This window comes from Acinetobacter sp. WY4, assembly GCF_018438165.1.
Classification (GTDB): Bacteria; Pseudomonadota; Gammaproteobacteria; order Pseudomonadales; family Moraxellaceae; genus Acinetobacter.
This window is the reverse complement of record NZ_CP053947.1, coordinates 1,169,433-1,196,103: the sequence shown is the minus strand read 5'-3', so window position 1 is coordinate 1,196,103 and position 26,671 is coordinate 1,169,433. Positions and strand designations below refer to the sequence as shown.

The 26,671-nt window shown below is 44.2% G+C and carries 26 protein-coding genes; 14 read left to right on the top strand and 12 right to left on the bottom strand.

Going from position 1 to position 26,671, the window contains the following annotated elements; genetic code table 11:
• Positions 1-84 precede the first annotated feature (84 nt).
• On the top strand, positions 85-699 hold the full coding sequence (locus G4D73_RS05660; RefSeq protein ID WP_213687727.1) for a glutathione S-transferase family protein: 615 nt from the start codon (positions 85-87) through the stop codon (positions 697-699).
• Between the two features lie 81 nt (positions 700-780).
• On the opposite strand, the gene G4D73_RS05655 is transcribed toward G4D73_RS05660, so the two are convergent.
• On the bottom strand, positions 781-2,385 hold the full coding sequence (locus G4D73_RS05655) for a bifunctional 3-(3-hydroxy-phenyl)propionate/3-hydroxycinnamic acid hydroxylase (RefSeq protein WP_213687568.1): 1,605 nt from the start codon (positions 2,383-2,385) through the stop codon (positions 781-783).
• Between the two features lie 352 nt (positions 2,386-2,737).
• Entirely contained in the window at positions 2,738-2,971 is a 234-nt protein-coding gene (locus tag G4D73_RS05650) for a hypothetical protein (protein ID WP_004645811.1), read from the bottom strand.
• Between the two features lie 391 nt (positions 2,972-3,362).
• Between G4D73_RS05650 and G4D73_RS05645 the strand changes: the two genes are divergently transcribed.
• The 5 genes from G4D73_RS05645 to G4D73_RS05625 all read left to right on the top strand — a co-directional run bounded on the left by G4D73_RS05645 (position 3,363) and on the right by G4D73_RS05625 (position 8,188).
• Positions 3,363-4,370 carry a CobW family GTP-binding protein gene (locus G4D73_RS05645; RefSeq protein WP_005265917.1) on the top strand — a complete coding sequence of 336 codons (1,008 nt, stop codon included), beginning with the start codon at positions 3,363-3,365 and terminating at the stop codon, positions 4,368-4,370.
• A gap of 101 nt (positions 4,371-4,471) precedes the next feature.
• Complete coding sequence (locus G4D73_RS05640; RefSeq protein ID WP_044108573.1) at positions 4,472-5,002, top strand: YaeQ family protein; 531 nt, start codon at positions 4,472-4,474, stop codon at positions 5,000-5,002.
• 85 nt (positions 5,003-5,087) lie between these two features.
• Entirely contained in the window at positions 5,088-5,711 is a 624-nt protein-coding gene (locus tag G4D73_RS05635; protein WP_004731934.1) for an MgtC/SapB family protein, read from the top strand.
• 85 nt (positions 5,712-5,796) lie between these two features.
• On the top strand, positions 5,797-6,135 hold the full coding sequence (locus tag G4D73_RS05630) for an FKBP-type peptidyl-prolyl cis-trans isomerase (RefSeq protein WP_004280661.1): 339 nt from the start codon (positions 5,797-5,799) through the stop codon (positions 6,133-6,135).
• Between the two features lie 241 nt (positions 6,136-6,376).
• Positions 6,377-8,188: a diguanylate cyclase gene (locus G4D73_RS05625; RefSeq protein ID WP_213687567.1), complete on the top strand. Its 1,812-nt coding sequence runs from the start codon at positions 6,377-6,379 to the stop codon at positions 8,186-8,188.
• On the opposite strand, the gene G4D73_RS05620 is transcribed toward G4D73_RS05625, so the two are convergent.
• Positions 8,185-8,652: a GNAT family N-acetyltransferase gene (locus G4D73_RS05620; protein WP_213687566.1), complete on the bottom strand. Its 468-nt coding sequence runs from the start codon at positions 8,650-8,652 to the stop codon at positions 8,185-8,187. The genes G4D73_RS05625 and G4D73_RS05620 overlap by 4 nt on opposite strands.
• A gap of 372 nt (positions 8,653-9,024) precedes the next feature.
• Here G4D73_RS05620 and G4D73_RS05615 point away from each other — a divergent pair, with 372 nt between their 5' ends.
• The 3 genes from G4D73_RS05615 to G4D73_RS05605 all read left to right on the top strand — a co-directional run bounded on the left by G4D73_RS05615 (position 9,025) and on the right by G4D73_RS05605 (position 10,692).
• The gene (locus G4D73_RS05615; protein WP_044108560.1) at positions 9,025-9,510 is read left to right on the top strand and encodes a hypothetical protein; all 486 of its coding nucleotides are present in this window, start codon (positions 9,025-9,027) and stop codon (positions 9,508-9,510) included.
• A gap of 259 nt (positions 9,511-9,769) precedes the next feature.
• Positions 9,770-10,045, top strand: a complete 276-nt coding sequence (locus G4D73_RS05610; protein ID WP_129716285.1) for a hypothetical protein — start codon at positions 9,770-9,772, stop codon at positions 10,043-10,045.
• 149 nt (positions 10,046-10,194) lie between these two features.
• A complete protein-coding gene (locus tag G4D73_RS05605) occupies positions 10,195-10,692 on the top strand; it encodes a DUF2505 family protein (RefSeq protein WP_004280652.1) in 498 nt (165 codons plus the stop codon).
• Positions 10,693-10,814: 122 nt separating this feature from the next.
• Here the strand turns inward: G4D73_RS05605 and G4D73_RS05600 are convergent, their stop codons facing one another.
• The 9 genes from G4D73_RS05600 to sdsA form a co-directional block, all read right to left on the bottom strand.
• On the bottom strand, positions 10,815-11,489 hold the full coding sequence (locus G4D73_RS05600) for a DUF1345 domain-containing protein (protein WP_213687565.1): 675 nt from the start codon (positions 11,487-11,489) through the stop codon (positions 10,815-10,817).
• A 198-nt stretch (positions 11,490-11,687) separates the two neighbouring features.
• Entirely contained in the window at positions 11,688-12,137 is a 450-nt protein-coding gene (locus G4D73_RS05595; RefSeq protein WP_213687564.1) for a YbjQ family protein, read from the bottom strand.
• A 3-nt stretch (positions 12,138-12,140) separates the two neighbouring features.
• Positions 12,141-12,497 (bottom strand): YbjQ family protein, encoded by a 357-nt coding sequence (locus G4D73_RS05590; protein WP_005104015.1) that lies wholly within the window; start codon positions 12,495-12,497, stop codon positions 12,141-12,143.
• Between the two features lie 108 nt (positions 12,498-12,605).
• Entirely contained in the window at positions 12,606-14,072 is a 1,467-nt protein-coding gene (adeK, locus tag G4D73_RS05585; RefSeq protein WP_213687563.1) for a multidrug efflux RND transporter AdeIJK outer membrane channel subunit AdeK, read from the bottom strand.
• Complete coding sequence (locus G4D73_RS05580; RefSeq protein ID WP_213687562.1) at positions 14,072-17,248, bottom strand: efflux RND transporter permease subunit; 3,177 nt, start codon at positions 17,246-17,248, stop codon at positions 14,072-14,074. The genes adeK and G4D73_RS05580 overlap by 1 nt, the downstream gene beginning before the upstream one ends.
• A gap of 13 nt (positions 17,249-17,261) precedes the next feature.
• Complete coding sequence (locus G4D73_RS05575) at positions 17,262-18,524, bottom strand: efflux RND transporter periplasmic adaptor subunit (RefSeq protein WP_071850753.1); 1,263 nt, start codon at positions 18,522-18,524, stop codon at positions 17,262-17,264.
• 36 nt (positions 18,525-18,560) lie between these two features.
• Positions 18,561-19,163, bottom strand: coding sequence for a phosphatase PAP2 family protein (locus G4D73_RS05570; protein ID WP_195725702.1), 603 nt, complete (start codon positions 19,161-19,163; stop codon positions 18,561-18,563).
• A gap of 152 nt (positions 19,164-19,315) precedes the next feature.
• Positions 19,316-21,364 (bottom strand): site-specific recombinase, encoded by a 2,049-nt coding sequence (locus G4D73_RS05565; RefSeq protein ID WP_005106296.1) that lies wholly within the window; start codon positions 21,362-21,364, stop codon positions 19,316-19,318.
• A 15-nt stretch (positions 21,365-21,379) separates the two neighbouring features.
• Entirely contained in the window at positions 21,380-22,357 is a 978-nt protein-coding gene (sdsA, locus tag G4D73_RS05560; protein WP_004280641.1) for an All-trans-nonaprenyl-diphosphate synthase, read from the bottom strand.
• A 445-nt stretch (positions 22,358-22,802) separates the two neighbouring features.
• Here sdsA and rplU point away from each other — a divergent pair, with 445 nt between their 5' ends.
• The 5 genes from rplU (at position 22,803) to serS (ending at position 26,634) form a co-directional block, all read left to right on the top strand.
• Entirely contained in the window at positions 22,803-23,114 is a 312-nt protein-coding gene (gene rplU, locus G4D73_RS05555) for a 50S ribosomal protein L21 (RefSeq protein ID WP_004280640.1), read from the top strand.
• 19 nt (positions 23,115-23,133) lie between these two features.
• Positions 23,134-23,388, top strand: a complete 255-nt coding sequence (gene rpmA / locus G4D73_RS05550) for a 50S ribosomal protein L27 (protein WP_004280639.1) — start codon at positions 23,134-23,136, stop codon at positions 23,386-23,388.
• 246 nt (positions 23,389-23,634) lie between these two features.
• A complete protein-coding gene (gene lolA / locus G4D73_RS05545) occupies positions 23,635-24,330 on the top strand; it encodes an outer membrane lipoprotein chaperone LolA (RefSeq protein WP_004280638.1) in 696 nt (231 codons plus the stop codon).
• Between the two features lie 170 nt (positions 24,331-24,500).
• Positions 24,501-25,262, top strand: a complete 762-nt coding sequence (locus G4D73_RS05540; protein WP_213687561.1) for an RsiV family protein — start codon at positions 24,501-24,503, stop codon at positions 25,260-25,262.
• A 100-nt stretch (positions 25,263-25,362) separates the two neighbouring features.
• Entirely contained in the window at positions 25,363-26,634 is a 1,272-nt protein-coding gene (gene serS, locus G4D73_RS05535; RefSeq protein ID WP_213687560.1) for a serine--tRNA ligase, read from the top strand.
• Positions 26,635-26,671: the final 37 nt, after the last annotated feature.

Below are 26,671 nucleotides of genomic sequence, written 5' to 3'. Positions count from 1 at the left end.
GATCTGTAGCACATCCTTTTAAATCGGGACTGCAAATCACTTTATACTGAACCTCTAACAATAAAAACCGGTTGAAGCAAGATGATGAAGCTCTATAACAACCCACAATCACGTAGCTTGACCTTGTTGCCTTTGCTGAAAGAATTGCAGATTGAAGATCAGATTGAGCAGGTGGAAGTTGCCTATGAGCATATGCATCAGCGGGCGTATACACAGATCAATCCGATGGGAAAAGTTCCCTGTCTGGTGGATCAAGGCGTCATTATTTCAGAAATGGCCGCCATTTTTATCTATCTGGCAGATAAATATCGTGACAAAGGATTGGCACCTGCTTTGGATGATCCGAAGCGTGGGGCGTATTTAAAATGGATGTTTTTCTGTCATGGACCCTTCACCGAATATATCGATATAAAAAATTTGCAGGTGTCGCCAGAAAATATTGAAAAGAACCGGAGAAGTTTAAGTTTTGGGAATGAAGCAGCCGTATTTGATTTTCTGCAACAGGGCATCGGGCAGGCTAGTCCTTATCTGTTGGGTGAAAAAGTCTCGGCGGCGGATCTCTATGTGGCTTACTGTTTGATCTTCGCCATATCTGCGAAAATTTTACCGCCATTTGACGAGTTTAGGCCCTTCCTGCAGCAGATGGCTCGCCGTGATTCCCTGAAAGATATCCCGTGGTTTCAAGAGTACCGAGTCTAATTCCTCGGTCTATATATTGTCCGGGAGATCTAAAACAATAAAAAAAACCACGCCGAAGCGTGGTGAAAAGTGACCCTAATATTATTTCAGGTAAAGCTTTTTAAACAGTTGCTGGCTGGTGCTTTCCATCGATTGAGGAATGGCCAGGGCAGCTACGAAACGGTCAGGACGCAAGATCACAACGGATTCAGACGTGTTGCCAAACCACGAGCGGATATCTGTGCCGATATCACCAATGGTGATGACATCTTCATACTGTTTACGCTGGCTATTTTGCAATTGCACCGCAGGAATTACCTGAATGAATTTCACGCCGAGCGATTTCCACTGTTGCAACGTCTCCGAACTAAGACCCCATTTCGGATCGACACCCCAGGCAATAATCGCAAAATCATTGCCGATCACTTCATCCAGTAATACGGTTTCACCCGAAGCCAGTTGAACCTGAGGCTGGATAAACATCTTGCCGACTGGAGAGTTTTTGGCTCCCTTGCTCAAAAGTGCGCCGTCATGATATTTCGGCATTGGTTTGAAGCGCATTTCCAGCAGATACTGTTTGATCGGCTTGATGTAGTTCAGGGCATAGGCAATGCCGTCACGAACAAAACCTTGCCATTTTTTCGGTGGTGCCAATACGTGACCTGCCATCACCGACAGGTCAATCATCGCCTTGGCATGGTCTTTACGTTCGATCTGATAAGAATCTAAAAGTGCTGGGCCAGCTTTGCCTTGAACAACCAGCGCCATTTTCCAAGCCAGATTAAAGGCATCACGCATACCGCTGTTATAACCCTGACCTTGCCATACCGGCATGATATGCGCAGCATCACCAGCAAGCAAAATACGGTCGATACGGAACTTGTCGGCAATACGAGCATTATGGGTATAGACACGCTGACGGATCACTTCGATACCCTCCGTGCTTGGTAAAACCTTAGAAAGAAGTTTGGCAATATTTTCCGGTTTGCTCCGTTCTTCCTGCGTTTCACCCGGCATAACCATAAATTCAAACCGGCGAATACCATGTGGCAATGCGGCTGATACATAAGGACGAACCGGATCACAACATAAGTAAATATGTGGTGTAGCAAGCGGATCATTCTCAAGGTCAATCACGATCCATTGATTCGGTGCGGTTTCACCTTCAAAGGCAATGCCCAGGTTGCGGCGCACATAAGAATTACCGCCATCACAGGCAATCAGATATTGAGCGCGGATGGTTTCTGCATCGCCCTCTTTATTTTGCAGATTGAGTGTTACGCCGTCAGCATCCTGACTAAACTGAGTCAATTGACGAGAAAACAGCACTTGGGTGTTTTTATATTGCTTTAAGCCTTGCAGTAGGACGTTATCAACTTGTGGCTGAATAAAGGCATTACGGCGCGAGAAACCAAACTCACGTGTTAAAGGCTGAATATCTGCAAAACAGCGACCTTTAGGCGTCAAGAAGCGCATCGCATGATTCGGAGTGGTATGCGGTAAGACTTGATCGACTAAACCCAAAGATTGAATGGTACGTAAGGATTCATCATCGATTCCAATCGCACGTGGGTAATCAATCAAACTATCCAGTTGCTCGACAATCGTGACAGTTACGCCTTGCTTGCTCAGATAGTTGGCAATGGTTAAGCCGACAGGGCCGGCGCCCAGAATTGCCACTTCAGTAGTGTAATTAGTATTGCTCATAGCGAATGTCCACTCAATCGACTTGCATTTGATGCTATTAAGGGACATTTAGAAGCCAGAAACAAGTTAGGCGATAGTAGCTTAAGTATATGGATAATATTGGATTGAAATAGGTGTTTTTTAAATAAATAATTGATTTTAATTATAAAAATAATAAAAATTTGATAGCCTGTATTAATTCTATGATCAGTTTTGACTATGGTGATAAATAGATTTTGTGCAATAAAAATGCTGAACCAGCATCAAGCATGATTCAGCATCGAATAATATCGGGGCAGTATAGGACAAAGCCTACTGGAGAATTACTGTCCCTGATATCTTCATTGAAGGATTAAACGAGTTGTTCAATCACTTAACGTGCAGCAGGTTTTGCAGGTGTCGTAGTTTCCGCAGCAGCTTCAGAGGCAGCAGGCTGCTCTGCAGATGCGCCTGCAACAGGAGCATTCGATTCAGGTAATTCCTGGGTAGTCACAATCACTTTTTCTTCTGCAGTAGTGGTTTTCGCATCTGTGGTTTTGCTGTCAGCAAAACTGGTAGCTGCAGCAGCAGTAAGCGTAGTGGCAAGTAAGATTTGTGCATATTTCATTTTTGGCATCCTTTTATTCATGTCATGTAATCTGCCGAGCTGACCATCACATCAATTCGACAGATGCCCATCCTAAGCACTGAAAATTTACTGAGCAAATCAATTAACAAAAGCGACACGCAGGTAATAACTGAGCTGATACAAAACTGAGAAAATTGTTTTATTTCTGTTAATTATGTAGAGTTTTATTTAATGAAAGAGTGTATGAATATTTCAAAAATCAAATTTGAAATAAAAGTTAACATAGAAAATTGGTAATTTGGGATCATTCCATTAATTTTTATCTCTGTAATTTTCACGCCGTGTTTGCGAAGAACACGCATTTTAAAGTCACACTGTGCTTTATAATGCAGGGCATTGCTATTTCTATTCAATCTTTCGAGAGCCGATTTTGAAAATTCTGTCAGCGTCGCAGGCTATTCCTGTCCATATCATTTCCGGATTTTTGGGTGCAGGTAAAACCACACTACTCAAACATTTACTACAGCAAAAACCGGAACAGGAAATCTGGGCGGTGCTGATGAATGAATTCGGCCAGATTGGGGTAGACCAGCAGTTATTGCCGCAAGATCAGGGTTATGCGGTCAAAGAGCTGTTGGGTGGTTGTCTATGTTGCAGTAGCCAATTGCCGATGCAGATTGCCTTGTCACGCCTGCTGTCAGAAGTGAAACCGGATCGTCTGTTTATCGAACCTACCGGACTGGGGCATCCTGGCCAATTACTGGAACAGCTGACCGAACCGCACTGGCAGAGTCATTTAAACATGCAGGCATTGGTCACAGTGGTAGATGGTTCACGTTTGCATGATCGAGACTGGACTCAGCAAAACCTGTACGCAGACCAACTCAAGGCAGCGCATATTGTGGTGATTTCACATACTGACTTGATGACAACCGCAGACCACGCAGCACTCACGCAACTTCAGACAGAATATCAACCTTATGCCCAACAGTGGTTGTTCACCGAGCATGGACAACTCGATATCGAACTGATCAAGCAGGACTATCGGGGTTCCGCCCGTCAGATTCAGCCTTTGTTAAAACAGCAACAGATCACCCGTTCAGCAGATACGCCCTTAGTGATTCAGCAAATGCCTTATCATTATGTAGAAAGCGCGCAGGGTTATCAGGTTGCGGGCTGGAAATTGCCAAAACGCTGGCAATTCAATTTTTATGATCTGCTGGATCTGCTCTGTGAACAAAAAGACTGGCTCAGAATCAAGGGAATTTTTAATACGGATCAAGGCTGGAAAAGCTTTAATTTTAATCCTGAGCAGTTTAATTATCAGTCGGCAGATGAAGGCATTGATAACCGGGTAGAAGTGATTTATCAACAGTCACGGGATTGGCTGGCCTTTGAAACTGCCCTGATGCAATGTCGTATGGATCCAGAGAAATAATGGTACTGTTTCTAGTGCGCTGAATGAATTATTGGCCTAAATCTGTTCAGCAAAATAGCGCTAAATCTTATATGCTAGGCGCCAAATTTGAGGATTATGTGATGGCGTTAAAAGCGACGATTTATAAGGTTGATTTGAATATTGCGGACATGGATACGCATCGTTATGCAGACTATCAGCTGACGATGGCGCTGCATCCTTCAGAAACCATTGAACGCTTGATGGTGCGTATTTTGGCCTATGCACGCTATGCCGATGAAGCGCTGGAATTTACCAAGGATCTTTTTGAAACCGATGAACCGGCACTCTGGGAAAAAGATCTGACCGGTCAACTGGTCAAATGGATTGAAGTCGGTAGCCCGGATGAAGATAAAGTCAAAAAGGCCAGTGCGCGTTGCAAGCAGGTCGCAGTTGTCACCTATGGTTCTGCGGTGGATGAATGGTATAAGCGCAGCAGCAAATTAAAAATCTTAAAAAATGTGGAAGTGTGGAAGTTATCTACCGCAACCACCGACGCATTGCCACAGTTATGCGAACGCACCATGCAGTTACAGCTCAATGTGATGGATGGTGAATGGACCTTGATTGGCGATCAGGGCCAGGTGCTGGTGGAGTGGGAACAGTTACAATAAGGCCAAATAAGGATGCAAGTCTGGACTTGTATCCTGTAGCTCAAATTGCGTATATCTGAGGAATAAGAATACGCAGGGTTGCACCATGTACCATGAACTTTATGATTTACTGCTAGCTGTCGCGATTGGCGCAATTATTGGTGCAGAGCGTGAGTATCACAGTAAATCTGCTGGATTGCGTACCATGATTATGGTCAGTCTGAGTTCCTGTTTATTTACCATTATCTCCCTGAAAATAGGCGTGGCCAATCCTGACCGGCTGGCCGCCAATGTCTTGACTGGGCTGGGTTTTCTGGGCGCTGGTGTTATCCTGAAAGATGATAACCGTATTTCTGGAATTACCACCGCGACTACCATCTGGATGACGGCAGCACTCGGCATGGCAGTCGGTGCTGGCTATGAACTCTTAAGTATTTGGGCTACTTTTATTGTCATGGCGGTGCTGGTTCTATTAATGTATGTTCAGCGTGGCATTGAATCTCTGAATCAGGAACGCAGCTATGAAATCGTCTGCCCATTCGATCAGAATGATTCCGATCACTACGAAATGTTATTTAAACGTTATGAGTTAAAAGTGGTGCATTCCTCACAAAAAAAAATTGATCAACAGATTGTCGGACGCTGGATTCTGATGGGATCGGCCAAGAATCATCAAGAATTAACCCAGTATTTACTCAATGATAAGAATATTCAGGAACTCAGCTTTTAACCCATCAATGTCCCAAGCTTAAAAAAACAGAGCAATCCAGTTTATACTGAGCTTTGAATTTTATGCTCCTCTCAGGTAAATAACCATGATCAACGAACTTGAAATTATTGATTTAAAAGTAGGCGAAGGTAAAGAAGCGGTAAAAGGTGCCTTAATTACCACGCACTATACCGGCTGGCTGGAAGATGGAACCAAGTTTGATTCTTCTATTGACCGTGGTAATTATTTTGAAACTGTCATTGGTACCGGTCGTGTGATCAAAGGTTGGGATCAGGGGATTCTGGGAATGAAAGTTGGTGGCAAGCGTAAACTGATGGTGCCTGCACATTTGGCCTATGGCGAACGTAAAATGGGTAAAGTCATTCCAGCCAATTCCAACCTGATTTTTGAAATTGAACTGTTTGATGTAAAAACACGTGATTAAAATGATTTAACTTGCTGAATATAAAATATATTTTTTATTCAAAAATGTATGAAGGTTCTGGTACAGTCGCTTCAAAATAGACTGTGCCGGAGACGCTACAAAAAACATCTAAAAAGATTTGAAATCAAAAATATTCCTTGTAGATTATAAGAATAATAAAGAGTTATTTTGAGATATAACGTATTTGCATAACTTGATAAGGAATGTCTGTTTTTTCGTATTTGTCTGTGCCTTGAGCTGGATGACTTGCATCATAAGTTCAGCAATCGCTCAGGATGAACTCCCTTCGCCGTCATTTCAGCAGCAATCTCACGACCATATTACTGAAGTTCATTTTACCGAACATAGCACTAGTGCCTTGCAGGGAAAATGGCTGTTTTATCCGAGTCAGTTTATTATTCAGCCCAGCCCCGTACTCCAGTCAAAAACAGTTGAATTACCAGCCTCTTTTAAAACTCTAGCGGGTTCAAACTCTGGCTACGGTACCTTTATTGGCTATTTTAAAATTCCGAAAGAATTTCTCGGGCGACGCATCGCGATTCGGATTCCAACCCAATACGGCGCCTATCGGGTATATGTCAATGGACAGTTTATTGTCCGTCTCGGGGAAATCAGTACCACACCTGACAAACAGGTGACTGAGAAAGCACCGCGTATTGGCTATTTTGTTCCAGACACTGAGTATATTACCTTAAGCATTCAGGCTTCCAATTATACCCACTTGCATGGCGGTCTCGAACGACCAATGCAGATCGGCGTTGCAGCTACCATCAATCGCCAATTCCAGCAGCTCATGATGAGTATTGCCATGGTGTGCGGCGCGGTACTTGGGGTGGGGGTGTTTACCATTCTATTTTCGATATTCCGGGGATCACGAGAACGTAACAGTAAAAGTATCTTTGTTTTTGGCTGGTTTATTGTCTTTTTGGCCCTGCATAATCTGTTTTCTGCACCTTATGCCTATTCGGTATTTACCAATATTAATTGGCTGTGGGGAACCCGCTTAGAGTATTTGTTTACTTTTATTGCTGCCTTCTTTTTTCTCAGTTATATGCATCTGTTTAACCGACGTTATCTAAATCCGGTGATTTATTATATCGCTGTGGCATTACTGGTTTTTAACATTACTTTCACCCTATTTTCACCTCCTGAGATATTTGAACGAGTAGCCCTATTTAGTGCGATTTTCGCCTTGGTCATCATCGGTAATTTTATTTATGGCTTTTATCAGACCCTACGTTATAAAGAGCATTATTCGCGTTTAAATCTGATTGCAATTATTTTCCTTTGTGTCACTTTTTTGAATGATTATCTGTTGCTGATCAATGTAATTAAAACCACGCATCTGTTCTTTATCTCAACCAGTATCTATGCCTTATTAATCATGTTTCAGCAGTCCAGACATTATGCACATCAAACTTATGAGACTGAACAGCTAAACCTGAACCTGATCGCACTCAATAATTCGCTCGATCAAAAAGTCAAAGAGCGTACCCAGCAGCTGCGTGAAGTGAATGCCAAACTGGAACAGCAGATGAATATTGATGCACTGACCGGAGCTTTTAACCGGCGTGCCTTAAATCATGAAATCCAGCAGCAGTTTATACAGACCCAACAACAGCCGCAACATACCTTGATTTTTGCCATGCTCGATGTCGATTTTTTTAAAAATTATAATGACTACTATGGCCACTTAAAAGGCGATGAAATCCTGAAAAATCTGGTCAGGATTATTCAAGGCACTTTGCCACCGTCTGGCTATCTGGCACGTTATGGTGGTGAAGAGTTTGCGATTCTGCTCACTGGAATGCCGGTTCAAACTGCCCTTAAAAATCTGGAAAATGTGTTAAACCAGATTCGGGAACAGCGTATGCAACATCTGAATCGGCCAGATGAAAAAGATTATGTTACGGTTAGTATGGGCGTGGCCTGGGTTGAACAAAAACATGGCTATGCAGATATTCATGAATTGATGAAAGCGGCAGATGTGCAGCTCTACGCCGCCAAACAGGCCGGACGTGATCAGTTAAAAATTGAAAAAGAGGCCGATTAAAAAACATATTTATACAGATAACGCGATTCATCTTCTGGCTCGGCAGAATGGGGATGAAAGCCGCAGTGTTGATAATAACTTAACGCAGTTTGAGTAGACTGTATTTCAATCTGATGAATTTTTTTCTTTAATAAAGCGCGATGCATTTGTTGAAATAACTCGGTGCCAAATCCCAGTCTTTGGCAGTGTTGGGCCACATAATGCATCTGGATTTCTCCAGTATCACTGACCAATAAGAACCCGACGACCTTGTCATAGATGAGATAAACCCAGCAATCGTTATACAGCATATCGACAATCAGGCTGGCATGATCAAATTTTTCTAGCCAGGTTTGAATTTTGCTTTCTTCACGCTGATGATCCAGTACACAGGACTGAATGCTGTCATGAATGACCTGAATAATTTGAGGTATATCTTCGACCTTCCCTTCACGAATCATAATATTATTCATTTTCTCAAACATTTATAGGGAAGGTTTATTGGATAAAAAAAGAAGAGGGTAAAAAACAGAACAATATTGTAGTTTTTTGAGAATCTTTACTGTGATTTATCAATGTGAAGATCGGTTCTGTTGCTGATTTGTTCTGTTTGTTTATCTCAAGTTCTTCAATCTCATTACAGCGTTAAAAATAAAAAATCAAAGCAAATCCATTTTTAAATAAATCGAAGTTTGAATCTGGGCACAAATGAGCAAGCAGAGGAGATAAATAGTAAAAATATGCCTCAAGTTTGCACTGTATAAAAAATAGACGTATGCTGAGTCAAAAGGGACTATTCAAATGAATCTTGATCCTATAACCATAAAAATAAAATTAGTCACATGAGATCATCCACCATGCTGAAATTACTGCTCCTGTTATGTGTTTTATTCATGTTGAATGCTGCCTGGATCGTCGGCAGAAAGATCTATAAAGCTCAGCGCCATCTGGCGCGTCAGCGTCCAGAAAAACCGGCACAGATTTCCAGCATGACAGAGCAAGAGGTCATCGAGCAAGAGCAGCAAGTACATCTGGTGGATGCTTATGAACTGGAACTGTTTGACGATGTGGCACAGCTATTCTTTCAACGGCAGGTGCATATTGAGAATCGGGCACAGGCCGAACAGTTACAGCAAGAACTATTACAAAAAATGCCGATGCACAGTGGCACCCAGATTCGTCAGATGGACTTAGGCGAATGGTCTATTTTCTGGAATTTTTATGATCAGTCACTGGAATATTATGTCGGTCGCTATGGCGTATTCTATGCACATGTCGACCGTTTTGGAGAAGAGCACCGGCAGGAAATCCGCAGGGAACTTTTGCATTCTGACTGTGCTTAGAACACCACTTTCAGTCATTCTGTACGATTGAAGATCTCAGGCTATGTACTTAAGCCATTGTAATTCAGAAAAGGTATCTCATGCCTTAGCTCAGATTTTTTCTGCCCCTTGGCGGAAATAGCCCATATAATTTATCTCCTTTAAGCCATAATCTTGCGCTAGAAAAACCTCAAAACTCGCGAGTCGTATCCTCGAAATAGTCATTTAAAATGTACGAAGTCTGGCGAGCAATGATCCGGACTAAAAAGGCAGAAATACTATGATCATTGATTTTCATCAAGCACAATTACAGAAGTTTATTGCTCTGGCGATGAAGATCCAAGCTGAGCCTGAACAGTATTTGCAGTTTGATTCGGTCTCGGATTTTTATAAGGTTGACTGGTTGCAGGATTTTCCGGTTGGTACAGAATACTATATTTCCGGTCTAGATGATGGTGCCGATGAGTTTCATGCCGTGATTTATTATGGCGAAGCGCAGCTACAGATCAGCTGTGGACAGGCACAGCTTTCAGTAAAACTATGTTGCAAACATTGACCGGGCTGCCGGAATTTCCCGATAAAAGAATAATGACATCCGCTATAAAGTTGATATAAATTGCAGAGTCATCTCTGTATCTGATTTTTATTCGCATCAGCCGAGAGTGGCATAGGCGAATATCGTAATAAAAATAAGGAAAAAATAGCATGGCACATCAGTTCACCGTGAAAGCAATTATCAATGGCGTGTCTATTGATGAATTTAAGCGTTTGGCCAATGATATTCGTTTGCATGAGGCAGTTTGCCATCGAATTCCTGCGCAAAACTTGGAAATCCTGGTTTCGGAAAAGCAGGGGCATATGTATACCCTGAAACGCGCTTATAATCTGGATGTTAATATTCCGGATATCGCAAAAAAATTACTCAAAGATGCATTCCGCTTGCAGCGTACCGATGTCAGCGATCTGAATGAAATGACTTCGACGGTACAACTCGGTGCGAACTTGCCGATCGAGGCCATCTGTCAGCGTGCAGTCACTGGAGATGAAGATCAGATCCAGTTTCAGTTAAACTGGACAGTCAAAGTCAAAGTACCTTTGCTGGGTGGCATGCTAGAAAAGCATGCTGAAGGTGAGATTCGTAAATTTAGTGAAATTGAACTCAGCATCGTCGAAGATGAATTGCGTAAGGGTCTCACCGCTTGAAGCAATCAAAAAGTGTGATTGACCTAATTTAAAAGCTGGTCATGTATACACCTGGGTGGTGGTAGTCATTTGGGCGGTAGATCGCCATTTTCAGGGTACTGCCACTATCTAAGAAACCCAGCTTAATTACTGATAAAGTTTGCCGTTACATTAATGCTGATGGCCAGAATGGTGGTATTGAATCCGTAAGCCAAAAGCAAATGTAGGGTATTTAAAACCCGCATGGATTGGCAAGTAATGGATACATCTGCAGTTTGCGCAGAAGTCCCGATGATATAACTAAAATATAGAAAGTCTGGATAAGTCGGTCTGGTGGTATTGGGAAAATCTAGACCACCTTGTTGCTGTTTGTCGAGTGCCAAATAAAAGTCATGCGCATAATGAATTGCAAAAACCGTATGCATCAAGAACCAGGCTGAAATAATGGTCAGAATTGACAAGATTAAATGGCCGGTCCGGATGGTGGTATCTTTGGGTAAATGATTAATTTCAATAATAATCGCAATGAAACACATGATCAGGGTGATGATCACCGGAAACAGAATGATCCATTTACTGGCATCCTGTTGCATGGCGCGTTGCAGAATATGAGCATGATCAATAAGCCAGAGTTTTTTTATGGTCAATAATAAATAAGCGTAAATCGCGATATTCCAGCTGATCAATAGGCAGCTTGACCAGCTCAAAGGGGTAAGGGTCTGTAAAATCAGATAAAATCCAATGATGGCTGGGAAAATAATAAAGAAATACAGACGGGATTGAAGTGCCGTTTTTATAGACTGAAGAAACTGCATCATGTCATTTATATTTATTTTGCTGACTTCTCAAGATCCTAGCACAGAACCGTTTGCAATAAAGAAGATTGCAACGGTCTGAGTTATTTCCTCTACGACATTTCATCCTAAAGGTGTCGAACTGATTCGAGTTGAGTCATTTGACTGCGCGGATCGCGTAGCAGGCGTGATTATCTCAATAGATTTTTTCTGAACTGATGTTTAAACGGATTGAGCGGGTTGTTGGATTGCAGTGCCATAAGCAAAGACTTCCACCATGCCACCTTGCATACCGAGTTCAGTCGTGCTGAGCCGAATGCCCATAATCTGAGTCGCACCAATTTTTTCGGCTTCCAGTTTTAAACGTACAATCGCTTCACGTCGTGCGCGTTCTACTACACTTTCATAGCTGGTCAGACGGCCACCCAGCATATTCTGCACATTGGCAATCGCATATTTAAAATAATCATGGGAAATGACCACATTGCTGCTGATCATCTGTCCGGAATATTCAGACACAACGAAGCGGCTATTGTTCACCCGGATATAGGCCAGACTTTGTTCCTGTTCATCCAGATAACGAAAATGTTTACCTTCGTTATAACGTCCAAAACCGAAACCAACACTAAACAGAATGGCAAAAATGATGATCTGGAGAATTAAACCATCCATGCTTTAATCTGCCTGCGGAAAAGGGTCGGGCAATTTCGGCATGATCGGATCAACGACTACGGCTGTCCCATAAACAAAGAGTTCAGAAGCACCTTGGGCGATATTAGAGGTCGAGAAACGAATGCCGACAATCGCATTGGCACCCATACTACGGGCTTTTTCAATCATGCGGTTCATGGCTTCCTGACGGGATTCTTCCAGCAGTTCGGTATAGGCGGTAAGCTCACCACCGACAATATTTTTCAGGCCGGCCAGTAAGTCACGTCCGACATGTTTGCTGCGTACGGTACTGCCATACACCACATCAATTTGCTGGCGAATGGTATGACCCGGTACAGATTCCAGATTGCTAAGTAACATGTGCATGTTTTCTAAATAAATTGCTGGTCTATGACAATAGGAAAACTGCCTTGAAAATGCAATAAAAAAAAGCCCACCGAAGTGAGCTTTTCTTGATCTGTCTAGAATTTATTGCGCTGGCTGTTCTGCCGCACGGCGCTGTTCAGACACAGACGGGGTATTCGGCAAGGTATCCGTCGTGTTGACTTTCAAGCCGCCCCCCAGGGTTTTGTAGACTTCAACCTGATTGTTCAGATTGGCCTGTTCAAGCAATAACAAACCTTGTTCTGCTGCATAAGACGCACGCTGTGCATCCAGTACAGTCAGATAGCTGTCAATTCCGGCGCGGAAACGTGCCTGAGACAAGCGATAGGTGGTGTTGGTTGCTTCGACCAGACGGCGCTGAGCTGCCAGACGATCACCAATATTCTGACGTACTGCCAAGGCATCATTTACTTCACGGAAAGCAGTCTGAATCGACTTTTCGTAATCTGACAAGGCAATTTGCTGATCGGTTTCAGAAATACTGATATTGGCCTGACGGGTACCCCAATCAAAAATTGGAATATCCAGACTCGGACCAAATGACCAGGCAAAACTACCTGATTTAAACAGGTCGCCTAAATCAGTAGAGGCATAACCTGCTGAACCGGTCAAACTAATTGTCGGGAACAGACGTGCACGTGCTGCCGCAATATTGGCACCTGCCGCAGACAGGCGGTATTCTGCTGCACGAACATCTGGACGGTTGATCAATAGATCACTTGGCAAGCCTGAACCCAATGCAGTATTGGAAGTGATGCGGGTCACGCGTTGTGCTGGTAATAAATTCGCAGGCACTTGCTGACCGACCAGCAGGTTTAACAGGTTTTGTGCCTGTGCTACCTGAGTGCGATAATTCGCAACATCATTACGTGCGGTTTCAACCGAAATTTGCGCCTGACGCACTGGAAGCTCGCTATCAATCCCGACATCAAAACGTTTCTTGTTCAGATTGAACGATTCAAGCTGGGCTTTCAGCGTTTGTTCAGCCAAAGCCAGATTGGCATTGGCAAACGAATAGCTAAGCCAAGCCTGAGACACCTGACCAATCAAGGCAATTTGCGTCGCATCTCGAGCACTTTGGGTCGCTAAGAAGTTATCTAGCGCATTGTCACGCAAGCTGCGGACACGTCCCCAAAAATCCAGTTCATACGCAGTTACACCCAGTCCGACATTATAAGTCGTCACTGCACCACGATTCTGGGAATTCATGGTGTCCTGGCGTAATACGCTACCACTGGCACCAATCGTCGGTAACTGGTTGTTTTCAGTAATCTGATACTGTTGCTGAGCTCGTTGAATATTGAGGGCAGCAATACGCAAATCACGGTTATTGTTTAATGCCAGATCCAGCACCTGTAACAGGCGCTGATCAGCAAAAAAGTTTTTATAACCTTGTTCTGCTACAGAAGTACCAGACGCATTGGTATAGCTGCTCGGGATATCTGCCTGCGCAACCGGCTCTGGACTGCGCATGCTTTGACAAGCCGTCAAAGCAAGCGCAAGGGCAGATACCGCAATGCTACGACCTGTAATAGACCATACATTTTGCATTACGACTTATACTCCTGATTTTGTTGTTTTGGTTTGTATTTAAAGACACTTCGAATCCACACGTAGAATACCGGGATAAAGAAGATACCTAACAGGGTCGAGCTGATCACGCCGCCGAGTACACCATAACCGACTGAGTGCTGGCTACCTGCACCCGCACCTGAAGCCAGAGCAAGAGGTAATACACCAAAACCAAAGGCCAATGTGGTCATGATAATTGGACGTAAACGCATTTTTGCCGCATGCAAGGTCGCTTCAAATAACTCTTCACCTTGTTCCTGCAATTCTTTCGCAAACTCGACAATCAAGATCGCGTTTTTCGCAGAAAGACCAATCACGGCAATAATCGCCACCTGGAAGTAAATGTTATTCGACAGGTTTGGATTTTGCAGCAGCACCATTCCACCAAAGGTGAGTAATAATGCACCGACAATACCCAATGGCACCACCAGTAGAACCGAGAACGGAATTGACCAGCTTTCATACAGGGCTGCCAGACACAGGAAGACAATCAGCAGTGACAAGGCATACAGGAACGGAGCTTGCGCACCAGATTCACGCTCTTCCAAAGATAGACCTGTCCATTCGAAATCGAAACCTTGCAAGCCCATTTCTGGTAACTTCGCTACAATTTCTTCCATGGCCACCATCGCATCGCCCGAGCTGATACCCGGAGCAGGTGTACCCTGAATGTTCATGGACGATACGCCGTTATAACGCTCAAGACGTGGAGAACCGTAGGTCCATTCGCCTGTGGCAAATGCCGAGAATGGCACCATTTCACCGCGATTATTACGCACATACCATTGATCAAGATCTTCCGGCATCATCCGCGAGCCAGCTTCACCCTGAACATAGACTTTCTTGACACGACCGCGATCAATGAAGTCATTGATATACGAACCGCCCCAAGCAATGCCCATGGTGCTGTTAATTTCAGCAACACTCACGCCCAATGCACCGGCTTGTGCATGATCGACAATGACACGGTACTGTGGATTATCTTCCTGACCATTTGGACGCACACCAGCCAGACGCGAGTCTTGTGCTGCTAGACCGAGAATCGTATTACGTGCTGCCAGGAGCTGGTCATGACTTTGACCACTTGCAGCTTTGAGCTGTAAGTTAAAGCCAGCCGACACACCCAGTTCAGGCATTGCAGGTAATTGCAGTGGCATGATGTAAGACGCATCTTTGACAATCATGTTCAGCGCCATACCACGTTGAATAATGGCACCGACTTGAGATTCCGGACTGTGACGCTCTGACCAGTCTTTCAGTTTAATAAATGCCAGACCTGCGTTTTGTCCTACACCCGTGAAGGAGAAACCTGCCACACTAAAGACGGACTCGACATGCTCTTTCTCGTTTTCCAAGAAATAGTTGGTCATGGTGCTGACCACTTTGTCGGTACGTTCCAAAGTTGCATTTGGCGGTAACTGAACCAGCGTCATGACCACGCCCTGGTCTTCATCCGGTAGGAACGAAGAAGGCAGTTTCTGGAACAACAGCACAATAATACCCAGTACCACGGCATACACCACGCCTGAGAAAATCTTGCTGTGCGTCATGCGGTTGACGCCGCCCTGATATTTCACAGAAACCTTGTCAAAACTGCTATTAAACCAACGGAAGAAACGCGCAAAAATACCATTACTTTCTGGCTTGTTCGGATCATGCTGTTTCAGCAGAGTCGCACACAGGGCAGGGGTAAAGGTTAAGGCAACCACCAGTGACAAGACCATCGCTGTGACCAGCGTAATCGAGAACTGGCGATAAATGACCCCGGTGGTTCCACCGAAGAAAGCCATTGGAACGAATACTGCCGACAGCACCGAGGTAATACCAATCAATGCGCCAGAAATCTGTTTCATCGATTTTTCAGTTGCAGCCACCGGATCGAGATGTTCTTCCACCATGACCCGTTCGACGTTCTCGACCACAACAATCGCGTCATCGACCAGAAGACCAATCGCCAATACCATGGCAAACATGGTCAGGGTATTAATCGAGAAGCCAAAGATGTTAATGACGGCAAAGGTACCCAATACTACGACTGGAACCGCCATGGTTGGAATGATCGTGGCACGCCAGTTCTGCAAGAACAGGAACATGACCAAGAACACCAGAATAATCGCTTCGATCAGGGTTTTAACCACACTCTTAATCGATAGTTCAATAAATGGTGTTGTATCAAACGCCAGTTGGTCGACCATGCCTTGCGGATAGTTCGGACGTAGCTGTTTTAAACGCTCTTCAACCGCTTGTGCGGTATCTAGGGCATTGGCGCCAGTCGCAAGTTTAATTGCTACACCACCAGCCGGTTTGCCATTAAATTTAGAATCGAACTGATAGTTATCTGCACCGAGTTCAACTCGTGCAACATCACCTAAGCGAACCTGTGCACCAGAAGTGGCATTTTTCAGGAAGATATTGCTGAACTGTTCCGGCGTTTGTAACAGACTTTGAGCCGTTACCGTCGCATTTAACACTTGTCCTTGAACTGCAGGCGCACCACCCAACTGACCTACCGCAACCTGTGCATTCTGGGTACGGATTGCAGTAGCAATATCACTTGGCGTTACTTGCAGGCTGGCCATCTTGGCTGGATCCAGCCAGATACGCATCGCATAAGAACCACCAAAGACCTGAACTTCACCGACCCCGGCCACACGGCTTAAAGGCTCAGCAATATTCGAGTTCACATAGTCTTTGATGTCATCTGCGGTCAGGCTGCTATCAGGCGAATAGAATGCCAAAACTTGCAGGAAGCTGGCACCCGATTTGGTCACCCGCACACCCTGACGCTGTACATCTTCAGGCAGCAGGGCAGTCGCAGACTGTAATTTGTTTTGAACCTGAACCTGTGCGATATCAGGATCGACACCCTGGTCAAAATTCAAGGAAATAGACGAAGAGCCGTTACCCGCACTGTTAGACGAGATATAGCGCAAGCCATCCATACCGTTCATCTGCTGCTCGATGATCTGGGTCACTGTATTTTCAACAGTTTCAGCAGATGCACCCGGATAAGTCGCAGAAATAGTCACGGTGGGTGGCGCGATGGTTGGATATTGTGCAATCGGCATTTTGCTGATGGTTAAAATACCCGCCAGCATAATCACCAATGCAATCACCCAAGCGAAAATCGGGCGATGAATAAAGAATTGAGCCATGAACCATTACTCCTTATGCATTTGCAGCAGGTTTTTGTTCAGGTTTCTCTTTAGTATCATCTGCCTTTTTCTCGCTCGTTGCAGGCTGTTGCGGTGCAGCACCTTGTGGCGCAGCAGCTTGAGGTTGATAAGGTTTTGGTACAACTTGCTGTTCAGGTTTTACTTTCGCAATACCATCTACAATCACTTTATCGCCTGGATTCAGACCTTCGGTCACAATCCAGTTGCTGCCTTGGGAACCAACGGTGGTCACTGGACGTGGCGTCACTTTATTGTCAGCACCGACCAGCATCGCCATCGCCTGACCTGTTGGGGTACGAGTCAAAGCTGCTTGCGGAATCAGGAAAGCATTCGGTACTTCACCCTGTACGATTTGTGCAGTGGCAAACATACCTGGTAGAAGCAGGTGATTTTTGTTCGGGAATACTGCACGTAAAGTCACAGTACCTGTTTCAGGGTTCACGCTGGCATCAGAGAATGCAAGACGGCCTTCAACCGGGTAGATACTGCCATCTTCAAGCTTTAACTTGACTTTGGTGTTGTTCGAGCTGTTCAAGCTGCCTTGATTAAGCTGTTGACGTAAACGTAAAAGCTCGGCACTTGACTGGTTGATATCTACATAGATTGGATCCAGACGCTGAATCGTCACCAATGGCTCTGGCTGATTCGCTGTTACCAAAGCACCTGCCGTCACAGACGAACGGTTGGTCTGGCCTGAAATCGGCGCGCGTACAGTCGAATAGCCCAAGTTGATTTCTGCATTACGCAAAGTTGCGCGATTGGCATTCAAATCAGCTTCAGCCAGTTTGACCTGTGCCGCGATGTCATCATATTCCTGTTTGGAAATGGCATTGGTACCGACCAGTTGACGGTAACGGCCTTCCTTCACACGCAATACGCCCAGATTGGCTTCAGCACGGGCAATCGCTGCACGGGCATTGTCTACTGTAGTGCGGTTGGTGCTTGAATCGATTTCATATAAGGCCTGACCTTCACGCACATAGCTGCCTTCCGTGAACAAGCGTTTAAGCACCACGCCACTGGCTTGTGGACGTACGTCTGAAATTTCAAATGCTGTTGTACGACCTGAGAGCTCTACAGACTGCTCTACACTTTGCGGTTGTGCAACAAGAACACCGACTTCAGTCGGTGGCATTTGTTGTTGAGCACCAGCTTGCTGGCCCTCTTTAGGATCTTTGCTACAACCAACAAGTGCAAGACTTGTTGCCAATGCGCAAGCAGTCAGGGCAGGTGCCCAAAGCTTTGCAGACATCATTATTCCACCTCTAATTAGATTTATATCTAAATTTTCTTATTTGTGAGCCGCGCAATATCTGATCCAGACCATATACCACAACGAAATCCAAATAAAACTGATACTCCAGCCGGATATGACATCTGAAGGAAAATGTACGCCCAGATAAACTCTTGAGATCCCCATCATCAGCATCCATACCACTGCACCTATTACGATGAGGGTATAACGGGAATGTTGCCGATGGATGTAAATTGCCAGACAAGCCAGACAGGCCGCATATAGACTATGGGCACTTGGAAAGGAACTTCCAAAGCTTTCAACCAGATGCAAGGATTCTGGTGGTCGGGGTCGGGCAATCGTAAATTTCAACAGCCAAGCTAGGAGAATTCCTCCGATAATTCCGATACATATAAAAATTGCGTTTGTATACTTTTTATACCACAGCAATGCAATACACCATAGTGTGGATAAAAATAATACAAATGGCATGCCACCTATTAGGGATAAGGACTGAGTAATTTGATTCCAAAACTCGGTGCGATACAGACTCATCCATTCCACAGCCTGCAAGTCGAGCTTGCTTAAAGCGGGAATATTCAGGATGAACACACTGAAAATTAAAAATAAAATACCGACAAAAAGTAACAAGTAATGCATGCCTAAAATCCTTGTCCTTTTAACCGTTCGCAGATCGGTCAATTGTCTGAAGCAAAGTGTACTTGTCAGTACACTTTTTTTCAAGTGTGCGTATTTTATGCGAATTCCATTTTTTTCGTAAGGAATTTGTTGCTAAATATAGTGTAATTATCTCAGTTTTGAGTTTTTGTCGATGTATGATTTTCGTCAATTTCAATGCTTTGCTTGGGTGGCCAGAAGAAATCACTAGGTCGGGTCAGGAAGTGCGTCATGACCAGTTTTGCCAAAGGTTTCCACTGTTCAAAACGCACCCGGCGTGCGCGTAATGCTACAATAATCGTCAGAGTGAAACTGACAAACAAGTTGGTCAGGCCAATGAGTAACACACCCAAAAAAGACACTACGATCAAGCCGATATCGGGACCATTGATCGTAATTAGACCCTGAATAAAGTTGGCAGAGGCAAAGGCGATATGGCGAATATCCAGTGGCAGACCGAGAATAAAACCAATGGTGCCCATACTGCCGAGCATGATCCCGAAAATAAAATTACCCGCCAGTGCACCCAGATTACGTTCAATATAGTCAGCAAAACGGTAAAGACGCTCTTGCCCCATCAGCTGCGATAAACGCACATGGGCTTTCAGTCGCGGGCCGACTTTGCGATAAACGGCCATATTGTCAAAATAACCGGCCAATAATCCGGACAGGAACAAACATACTCCGGCAATCGCTGCATGCGGAATTGCCAACGAAGTAAACGGATTCAGGTCATGCAGGGTTTTGGCAGCCTTGGCATGATTCATTAAAGGTTCATGCAGCGCAAAATCCCACAGCAGGGTAATCAATGCTGCTACGGGAATTGCAATAGAAATATTGCCCAAAATGGCGACAAACTGGGTGCGGATGATATTTACAATCAGCGCAGCCAGCTCGGCAATTTGAGCCATTTTCGAGCCTTTACGCTGCTGTACGGTAGCAGCCAGTGCAGCGGCAGTCATCGCCGGTTGTTTGGTTGCCACGGTAAAATGCAGCACATGAATCAGCATAAAACCTAGTGAATAGTTCATGCTATAGCTAAAGGCCTGCATCAAAGGGGCCATGGTGAGGCGTGTCATCAGAACTTTTAAGGTGGCCATCGTTGCGATGATGGCACCAGCCCCTGCAGCCGATTTATACATGGCCAGAAAGCCTTGCTTGTCGGTACTCACATAATGTTCACCAGTCTTGCTGGCATTTTCAGTTACCTGTAAAGCTAAAAGTTCACTATTGGTAGCCAGCAGGGCCCGCACACTGCGTTCACTATAAATTGCTTCAGTAATGTCCGCCATAAACAGGCCAATGGATTGATAACGCAGATCATCGTCATCCATAACCATATTCAGCAGAATCTCAACCCGTTCCAGACACTGTTCTAGCAGTGCCAGCATATAGGTCAGGCTGACACTGACGCCAGTCCGCTTGGTAGAACGGCGAATCTTGGCCACGACATCATGACATTGTTCCAGCATCACCAGCGCTTGTGAGGCATCCGGTGGGGTAATCGAATCGACCAGGGTGACTGTGTTATAACGTTTTTTATATTCCTGAATAAACTCGTTAATCTCACGATTCTGCACCAGAAAGGGAGATTCGTATTCCATCAGTTCAGGCTGGGCATTAATAAATTCAGGGTGCAGACCAATACCACTGATCCGGTACGACAAAATGGTCAGTGCCTTGATTAGCTGGTCTTTAATCCGGGTTTTTTCAGGTTGATTGGAATGTCCCTGATTCAGGACTGCAAATAAACGTTGCCAGTCATCTTCATCAAAATAGTCTAGCCAGTATTTATCAGTACGTTGATAAAAAACCTTGCGAAATAATTCCTGAAGTTGTTGATGGTCAGGAATCAGCGGCAAGACATGTGCACCAAGGCGCTGGTTTAGCTGGTTCCAGAATCCATCTAGAGACAAAATGCCGGTATCGGAAAACAGACCGGTCTGTTTATAGCGGTTAATGATCCGCAGGGTAAAGGTTTGAAGCGTGGCAACCGCATTCGGGGTGAGTAATAAAGCCCGGATAAATGCATTGAATTTCGCTTCGATCTCTTCGGTATTTCTGCTGTCTTCAGGTCTGATTCTTTCAACCAGTTCAATCAGAAGATTTTCATCCAGCACCGCCCGAGGTTGTTCAAGCTGGTGTTGCATGTTTTGAAAAAGATCTAGAAAATTAATATGCATAGGCGAGTTTAAAAGTTACTGAATTCGGTGTAGGGCCAGTTTGGCCAGATTAATCAGGGCCTGACGATATTCGGAGTCAGGTAATGCCTGTAAGGCATCAATTGCAATTTCAGTTTCTTCTGTAGCACGTTGACGGCAATAATCCAGCGCACCAGATTCATTGACAATTTGAATGACCTGTTCCAGATGTTCCGTACCGCCAGTCGCAATACTGCGACGGATGATTTCATGTTGCTCACCGGTGGTGTTTTTCAGTGCCGCAATCAATGGCAGGGTCGGTTTACCTTCCATGAGATCATCACCAATATTTTTGCCGAGCGTGTCCGCATCGGAGGTGTAATCTAAAATGTCATCAATAATCTGGAAAGCATTGCCGAAATGTCCGGCAAAGGTTTTTAAAGGCTGACGGAATTCATCTTTATCCGACAAAATGGCAGCACCTTCGGTGGCCAGTTCAAACAGGCGCGAAGTTTTGCCATGAATAATATTCAAATAAGTCGCTTCAGTGGTTTCCGGTTGATGCTGGGATTGTAGTTGCAGTACTTCACCTTCAGCAATTTCACAGGTACCGGTCGAAAAATCTTTGAGCAACACCATGTTGTTCAGATCGACCAGCAAATCAAAAGCACGTGAAATCAGAAAGTCACCGACTAAAACCGCAGTCTGGTTATTCCAGGTCGCATTGGCCGTCGGGCGGCCACGGCGCAGGCCCGATTCATCTACTACATCATCATGCACCAATGTTGCGGTATGCAGCATTTCAATGATTGCAGCCAGTTTACGGTGCGGTTCTAAATTTTCAGCACCGCATGCCTTGGCGGCCAAAAGGCACATAATCGGGCGCATACGTTTGCCACCCGCTTCTACCACATGTTTGCTGACGGCCATCACTAATGCAACTTTTGAGGTAATTCCTTCATTAATGAATGTGTCCATCGCAGCAAAGTCGTTAGCAACAGGCGCGAGAATGTCTTGCTTAAAGTCGATGGTCATGTGAAAGAAAACCTCTAGTCTGGTAAATCGCTGGGCGTAGTTTAACAATTTATAACATGAGTGAAACCTAAGAAATGCATAAACTCCACTAAAAATCAGCTTTTTATGGATCTTATGTAGATTCGATCCATATTTCGAGCCATAAAAAATTAGGAAAGGTCAGGGCGTCGCCCTATTCATCAGGCTGAGTATATTAATCAAACTGGCCGGATTTCTGCTGTATTATTTTGTTGCTGAATATATCTTGAGTATTTGATTTGATAGAAATTATTTAATAGTTAAATAATTAGCGCATCCTGCTCATTATTATTTCAGTAAAATGGCTTGTTGTTTTTTTGAATATCCCTTAAAATCCTCGCCCTTAGATATCCCCCCAGTGGCGTACGTCTTAAGTTCGATATATTCCTTTATCGGCACGACGACACGGGCTTGTTTGGAGTACATTATGTACGCAGTAATCCAAAGCGGTGGTAAACAGCACCGTGTAGTTGAGGGTGAAACCCTTAAAGTAGAATTATTGAAAGCTGAAACTGGCGCGACTATTACGTTTGATGACGTATTGATGCTTGTTAACGGTGAAAGCATTCAAATCGGTGCTCCAGTTGTTGCTGGTGCTACTGTAACTGCTGAAGTAGTTAGCCATGGTCGTCACGACAAAATCCGCATCATCAAAATGCGTCGTCGTAAACACTACCGTAAACAACAAGGTCACCGTCAATGGTTCACTGAGTTGAAAATTACAGCTATTTCAGGCTAATTACGAGGAGTAAATAGACATGGCAACTAAAAAAGCCGGTGGTTCGACTAAGAACGGTCGTGATTCGAATCCTAAGATGTTAGGTGTTAAAGTTTACGGTGGTCAAACTGTAACTGCAGGTAACATCATCGTTCGTCAACGTGGTACTGAATTCCACGCTGGTCAAAACGTTGGTATGGGTCGTGACCATACATTATTTGCTACTGCTGATGGCGTAGTAAAATTCGAAGTGAAAGGTCAATTCGGCCGTCGCTACGTATCTGTTGACGCGTAATTCGCTGAGATAGAAAAAAGCCCACAGTTATTGTGGGTTTTTTTATGCCTGAAAATTAATAGGCAGATTAAGCGACATTCCATAATGTAAAAATTGTCCTGAAATCTTCATAATGATGAACAAAAAAACCGGTTTCGAATTAATAACAATACAAAAGTTCTTATTTTCTATCATTTTAGCTTTTAATTTTCGTTTAAGATGAGCTATCAAATAAATTGCGATCACGCAAAATATAAAGGTGAAATTATGAATATGCTTCGTAAAACCGTCTGTGCTATGGCTCTGGGTGCAGTGACTTTAGCACCGGTGATGAGTACAACCGTGTTTGCTGCACCTGTGGCAGCTTCGGAGCAACAGGCAACAGCCAGTCTGGTCAAGCAGCTCAATCATGTGCGTAGCATGACTGCAAATTTCGAACAAAGCACCAAGGTAACCAATCCAAGAGCGACCCAGAAAAAAGGTTTGACTGCACAACATATGAATCAAACCTTTAAAGGGGTGATGAAAGTCGCGCGTCCAGGTAAATTCTATTGGGAAACGACCGCACCGTCGAAGCAAGTCATTGCAACCACGGGTAAAACCGTATGGATTTATGATCCGGACTTGCAGCAAGCCGTTCGTCAAAGCTTAGATGAGCAGGTTGCCAATACGCCGGCGTTATTGCTGTCAGGAAACACCAGCCAGATTATGCAGTCTTACCGGGTGACTCAGCCAAATAAAGGCAAAACCTATTACACGCTGTATCCTAAAAATACCGATGGTGTGTTTGAAAGCCTGACCATTAGCTTTGGCGCGAACAAAGCACCAAGCTTGATGATCTTGCAGGATTCATTGGGACAAACCACTAATATCAAATTTAGCAATGTAAAAGTAAATAGCAGTATTCCAGCCTCTACCTTTAACTTTACTCCACCAAAAGGTACGGACATTATTGATCAATAAGCATCAATATGAACCAACTAAAAAAAGCAACCTTTCGAGGTTGCTTTTTTATTGCCGATCATCTGGATTGTTTTGGACAGGCTACAAGGTTCAGCTATATCTAAACAGGAGAGCATCTTAGAATAAATAAAAGTCGAGTCAATGAAATTGTAAAATTTTGGGAGCTCAGGATGAAAATTAATCTATTGAAAACTGCTGAAATTTACGCTGTCTTGTTACTCACTGTGGGTATGATGGGTTGTCAGCCTCACTCCAGCTCAGTGGCAACGCTCGCGCAAGCAGATCGGATTACGCAAATTGAAGCCAAGACCGTTCCTGTGAAAGGGGCAGCCAAAGTGGTGTGTGAACTGGAAGGTTGCGTACGCTTCGATCTACAAACGGTGGACAGTAATATTGACTGGATTGATCAATATTTTATTGAGCGCATTCAGCATACCGAACCTGTTGCATTCACCAAGGTCACCCAGAAAAATCCTAAAAAAGCCGATGAGCCGCATTATCTGGATCAGCGCTTTATCAAGGTGGAATTTGTCGGTCAGCGTGCTTATTTGGCGACTTTTTCCTTAAAAAGTTCCAATCTGGCAAGGAACAAAAATGCTTCTCTGAAACATGTGGAATATATCAATTTTGATCTAAAACAGAAAAAACGTTTGGCTTTGTCTCAACTGTTATTAAATGGCGGTGAGCAGAAACTGCTGAATGCGATGTATCGAACCAATACTCAATGGCTGAATACGCAGGGTATTCAACAACAGCAGTTAAAATTGAGTGATAACTATTATTTTGATACAACAGGTCTGGTGATGGTGTATCCGGCAGGCGAACTAGCTCCGGCAGCAGCAGGAATGCCTGAATTAAAAGTGTCATATGCGGATTTAAATGAAGTGATTCGCCCTGAATATTTAGCCATTTTGCAGCAGACAGCTTCCTAAATATTGTGCTAATAGGACGCAGCCGTGGTCTTGGTCACTGTATTTTTTAATGCTAAGAGCTTACACTATAGCCAGTTTTTTTCTTCTGCAAAGATTGATTATGATCGACCCGAAATTACTCAGAAATAATATTGAGGCTGTAAATGTAGCCTTGGCAAAACGTGGTGTTCAACTCAATGTTGAAGAGTGGGCATCCCTAGAAGCACGCCGTAAAGAGATTCAGTCCAAGACAGAAACACTGCAAGCTGAACGTAATGCCGGTGCCAAACAAGTCGGTCAAATTAAAAAAGCAGGTGGCGACGCATCTGAAATCATGACGCGCATGTCTGCGATTGGTGATGAAATCAAAGCGGCTGAAGCAGCACTGGCTGAACTGCAAGCTGAGCTTCAAGAAAAATTATTATCTATTCCAAACTTGCCAGATGAAGCTGTGCCTGAAGGTAAAGACGAAAGCGATAACGTGGAAATCCTGAAATGGGGTACACCGCGTGAATTTGATTTCGAAATCAAAGACCATACGGATCTGGGCGAAATGATGGGCGGTCTTGAATTTGAAACCGCGACCAAATTAACTGGTTCACGCTTCAGTGTATTGAAAGGTCCATTGGCGCGTTTACAACGTGCCATTACCCAGTTCATGCTAAATACGCATACTGATCAAAATGGTTATACCGAAGCCTATGTGCCTTATCTGGTCAATGCAGATTCATTGCGTGGGACTGGTCAGCTGCCTAAATTTGAAGAAGATCTGTTTAAGCTGCAGGGCGAAAAAGAGTTTTATCTGATTCCAACTGCTGAAGTGCCAGTGACGAATTTCGTACGTGATGAAATTATTGATGCAGACCGTCTGCCACTGAAATATGCAGCGCACACGCCATGTTTCCGTAGCGAAGCAGGTTCTTATGGTCGTGATACCCGCGGTTTGATCCGTCAGCACCAATTCGACAAAGTCGAAATGGTTCAGATTGTAAAACCTGAAACTTCGATGCAAGTGCTTGAAGAATTGACTGGCCATGCTGAAGGCATTTTGCAGGCACTTGGACTTCCATATCGTAAAATTTTACTTTGTGGTGGTGACATGGGCTTTGGTGCGACCAAGACTTATGACTTGGAAGTTTGGGTACCAAGCCAAAATACTTACCGTGAAATTTCATCTTGTTCAAACATGGGTGATTTCCAGGCGCGTCGTATGAAAGCGCGTTACCGTGCTGATCAGAAGAAAACTGAATTTGTACATACCTTGAATGGTTCAGGTCTGGCCGTGGGTCGTACTTTACTTGCAGTGATGGAAAACTATCAACGCGCTGATGGCTCGATTGAGATTCCTGAAGTATTACGTCCATATATGGGTGGTGCGACTTATATCGACTAATTGTCGATCTCAGCATCCCTAAATGTGCATGAAAATT